Genomic DNA, 2,998 nt, shown 5'->3' with positions numbered 1-2,998 from the left:
GGGCAGGGCACTGGGGGGCAGGGCACTGGCCCATAAGCGCTACAGCAGACCGCAGGGCGGTTGGGACGGGACAACGGCGTTCCTTCATCGTCATGGCGGGCGCAGGCCCGCCATCCACGCCTGGCAGTGCTGATTTCGGCAAAAGGCGTGGATGGTGGGCCTTCGCCCACCACGACGTGGTGGGAACGAGTGTGCCTCACGCCGAGCCAAATTAGCGCTTTTAGGGCACTGGCCCCTCCGCGTCATGGTCCGCTTTGAGCGGCCAACACCATGAGGCCCCCGACTTTGCCGGGGGATACTTACTGGCCTGCGCCAGCGGGGACTGTTTTGGGATCGACAGCCCGATCCCCCGATGACGTGTCCGGCTGGTCCTGGCTGCAAGCGGCATCCCCCGGAAGGATTCGGACGCCTCGGCACCCCAGGCAACGCCTCCCGGTGCGCAAGGCCGGTCAGGCCGCGGACATCCTTTTCCGCCTCAGGCCGCCTTCGCCAGCCGGATGCCGCTGGCATCGAACGCGCCGAACAGCGTCGCCGCCTGTGCCTCGGTCAGCCGCAGGTGCGGCGGGCGGATGTTCAGCCAGCGCGCGTCGCCGGTGTTGCGCGCCACCAGCGCCTTCAGCGCCGGGATCAGCGGCACCGAGGTCACCGCCCGGCGCGTCGCGGTCAGCACCGCCTGCGCCGCGGCGCCGGCGGCGTTGTCCCAGTTCGCGCACACCTCCGCCCCCAGCGCGCAGGCGACGTTGGAGGCCGCGGTGATGCTGCCGGCGCTGCCCTTCGCCAGCAGTGATTGCAGCAGGGAATCATCGCCGGCATAGACCTCGAACCCGTCGCGGGCGAAGGCTTCGACATAGGCCAGGCTGTTCTCGTAGTTGCCGGAACTGTCCTTGATCCCCTTCACCTTGCCGGCATGGGTCTTCAGCAGCCGCGCGATGAAATCCACCGAGAACGGGATCGCCGACTGCTGCGGGAAATTGTACAGGTAGATCCGGATGTCGCCGCCGACCCGCTGGATCACCGCGTTGAAATACGCCAGCAGCCCGTCGTCGGAGGGATTCTTGTAGTAGAACGGCGGCAGCAGCAGGGCGCCGCGGCAGCCCATCGCCTCGGCATGGCGGGTCAGCAGCACCGTGTCGGTGATCGCCGTGGTGCCGGTGCCGGGCAGCATTTTCGCCGCCGGTATGCCGCGTTCCACCAGCCCTTCCAGCACCGCCATGCGCTCATTGATGCCCAGGCTGTTGGCCTCGCCGGTGGTGCCGAGCACGGCGAGGCCGGTGCAGCCATTCGCCAGCAGCCAGCGGCAATGCGCCGCCAGGCGGTCGAGGTCGATCGACAGGTCGTCGTTCATCGCCGTCACCACGGCGGCATTGATCCCGCCGTACAGGGCGTCCTTCAGCATTCTGTTTTCTCCCTGGAATTGTTGTTCTGCCTGGCCCGCCTCGCCCGTGGTGCCTTGCCGGGCCAGTCCACGACGTGATCTTCCAGCGCGCCGGCCCGCCGCTCGCTGACCGCCCGCCCGCGCACCGAGATCCCGGCCTGGTGCACGGTGTCGGGGTCACCGGACACCAGCGGATGCCACCACGCCAGGTCCTGCCCGTCGCGCAGCCGGCGATAGGCGCAGGTGGGGGGCAGCCAGTCGATCTCCGCCAGCGCCTCCGGCGTCAGGCCGACGCAGTCCGGCACCCGCCGCTGGCGGCGGGCATAGTCGCTGCACCGGCAGGTCTCCAGGTCGAGCAGCCGGCAGGCGACATTGGTGAAGGAGAGTTCGTTGGTTTCTTCATGCCGCAGCTTGTGCAGGCAGCAGCGGCCGCAGCCGTCGCACAGGGATTCCCATTCCTCGCGGGTCATCTCGTGCAGGCGCTTGGTCTTCCAGAATGGCATGTCCATGCTGGAACACCCTACAGGCTGGGCGAGCGCTTTGCCAGCCAGGGCCGGGGGCAGCCCGCGCGAGCGCCATCCGCCAGGCCCGGCCGCCGCGGGATCGGCGGACGGGCCCTGACGCGTCCGGCGCTACCGCGGCGGCAGGTTCTGTTCCTGCACCGGTCCCCGCTCACCCGGCGGCGGCTGGTAGCCCTGGCTGCCGGTGGGAAGCTGGGTGGGAAGCTGATAGGGCGCCTGTCCCGGCGGCTGCTGCGCGGGCGGTGCCCGGTAAGGCGGGTAGGCCGGCGCATAACCCGACTGTTGCGGCCCACGCGCCGGCGCCGGGCCTGCCGTCCGGGAGCCGTATCGGGTCAGGATCTCCCGCAGCGGATCGGCGCCGGGATTGGAACCCTGCATCTCCATCACAAGCTGCCGCGCGGCAAAGCGCTGGCCGTAATACAACTGGTTCCACAGGGTATCCGACGACATCACGCTACCCTCCAGCGCCACGCCGCCGAACAGCCCGCGTGACGCCGCGAAGGCGACGATGTCCGCGCCAATCGCCGTCGTGGTCGAGCCGCTGATGCCGGCGCCGAACGTGGCCACCGCGATGCCCGCCGTCGCGCCCAGCTTCAGCTGGCTGTCCAGCACCGCGTTCAGGCCCTTCTCGGTCAGGATCAGCAGCAGCAACTCGCTGTCGGCGATGCCGAACTGGAAGCCGAAGCTGCCGCTGCCGATAGTGTAGAACGCCGGATAGGACCAGGTGCCGTTGCCCGCCCGCGCCAGCAGCACGCACCGTCCGCCCTCGCCGCCGAAGAAGAAACCGGCCTTGAAGATGCGCGGGCACACCATCACGCCCTTGGCTTTGGGCAGCACCCGCCTGGGATCCTGCGAGACGCTGCTGGTCATCATTTCCTGCACCGTCAGGGTGGCGCGGTCCACCAGGGTCTGCTGCTCGCCCTGGGTGGCGGAGCAGGCTGTCTGTTGCACGATCAACAAGGCCAGTGCGGCCACGCCCAGGAATCGGATCATACGATTGTAACTCCCTGCTTCCCCGAATCGAATTCCCATACGCCGGTTGGCCGAGTCGATGCGAGTCCGCTCGGGCGCAACGGCGCCAACGTGATCCCGCCCGATGATC

General features: G+C 68.9%; 3 protein-coding genes. All 3 read right to left on the bottom strand.

Annotated features, from left to right (window positions below):
* Nucleotides 1-475: 475 nt before the first annotated feature.
* A complete protein-coding gene (locus CCS01_RS00160) occupies nucleotides 476-1,396 on the bottom strand; it encodes a dihydrodipicolinate synthase family protein (RefSeq protein ID WP_104516829.1) in 921 nt (306 codons plus the stop codon).
* Complete coding sequence (locus CCS01_RS00155) at nucleotides 1,390-1,884, bottom strand: YcgN family cysteine cluster protein (protein ID WP_104516828.1); 495 nt, start codon at nucleotides 1,882-1,884, stop codon at nucleotides 1,390-1,392. Before CCS01_RS00155 ends, CCS01_RS00160 begins: the two co-directional genes overlap by 7 nt.
* 123 nt (nucleotides 1,885-2,007) lie before the next feature.
* The gene (locus CCS01_RS00150) at nucleotides 2,008-2,889 is read right to left on the bottom strand and encodes a lipid-binding SYLF domain-containing protein (RefSeq protein ID WP_104516827.1); all 882 of its coding nucleotides are present in this window, start codon (nucleotides 2,887-2,889) and stop codon (nucleotides 2,008-2,010) included.
* Nucleotides 2,890-2,998 lie beyond the last annotated feature (109 nt).

This window comes from Rhodopila globiformis, assembly GCF_002937115.1.
Lineage (GTDB): Bacteria > Pseudomonadota > Alphaproteobacteria > Acetobacterales > Acetobacteraceae > Rhodopila > Rhodopila globiformis.
The sequence above is the reverse complement of the archived record's forward strand: the minus strand, read 5'-3'. Positions and strand labels throughout refer to the sequence as shown.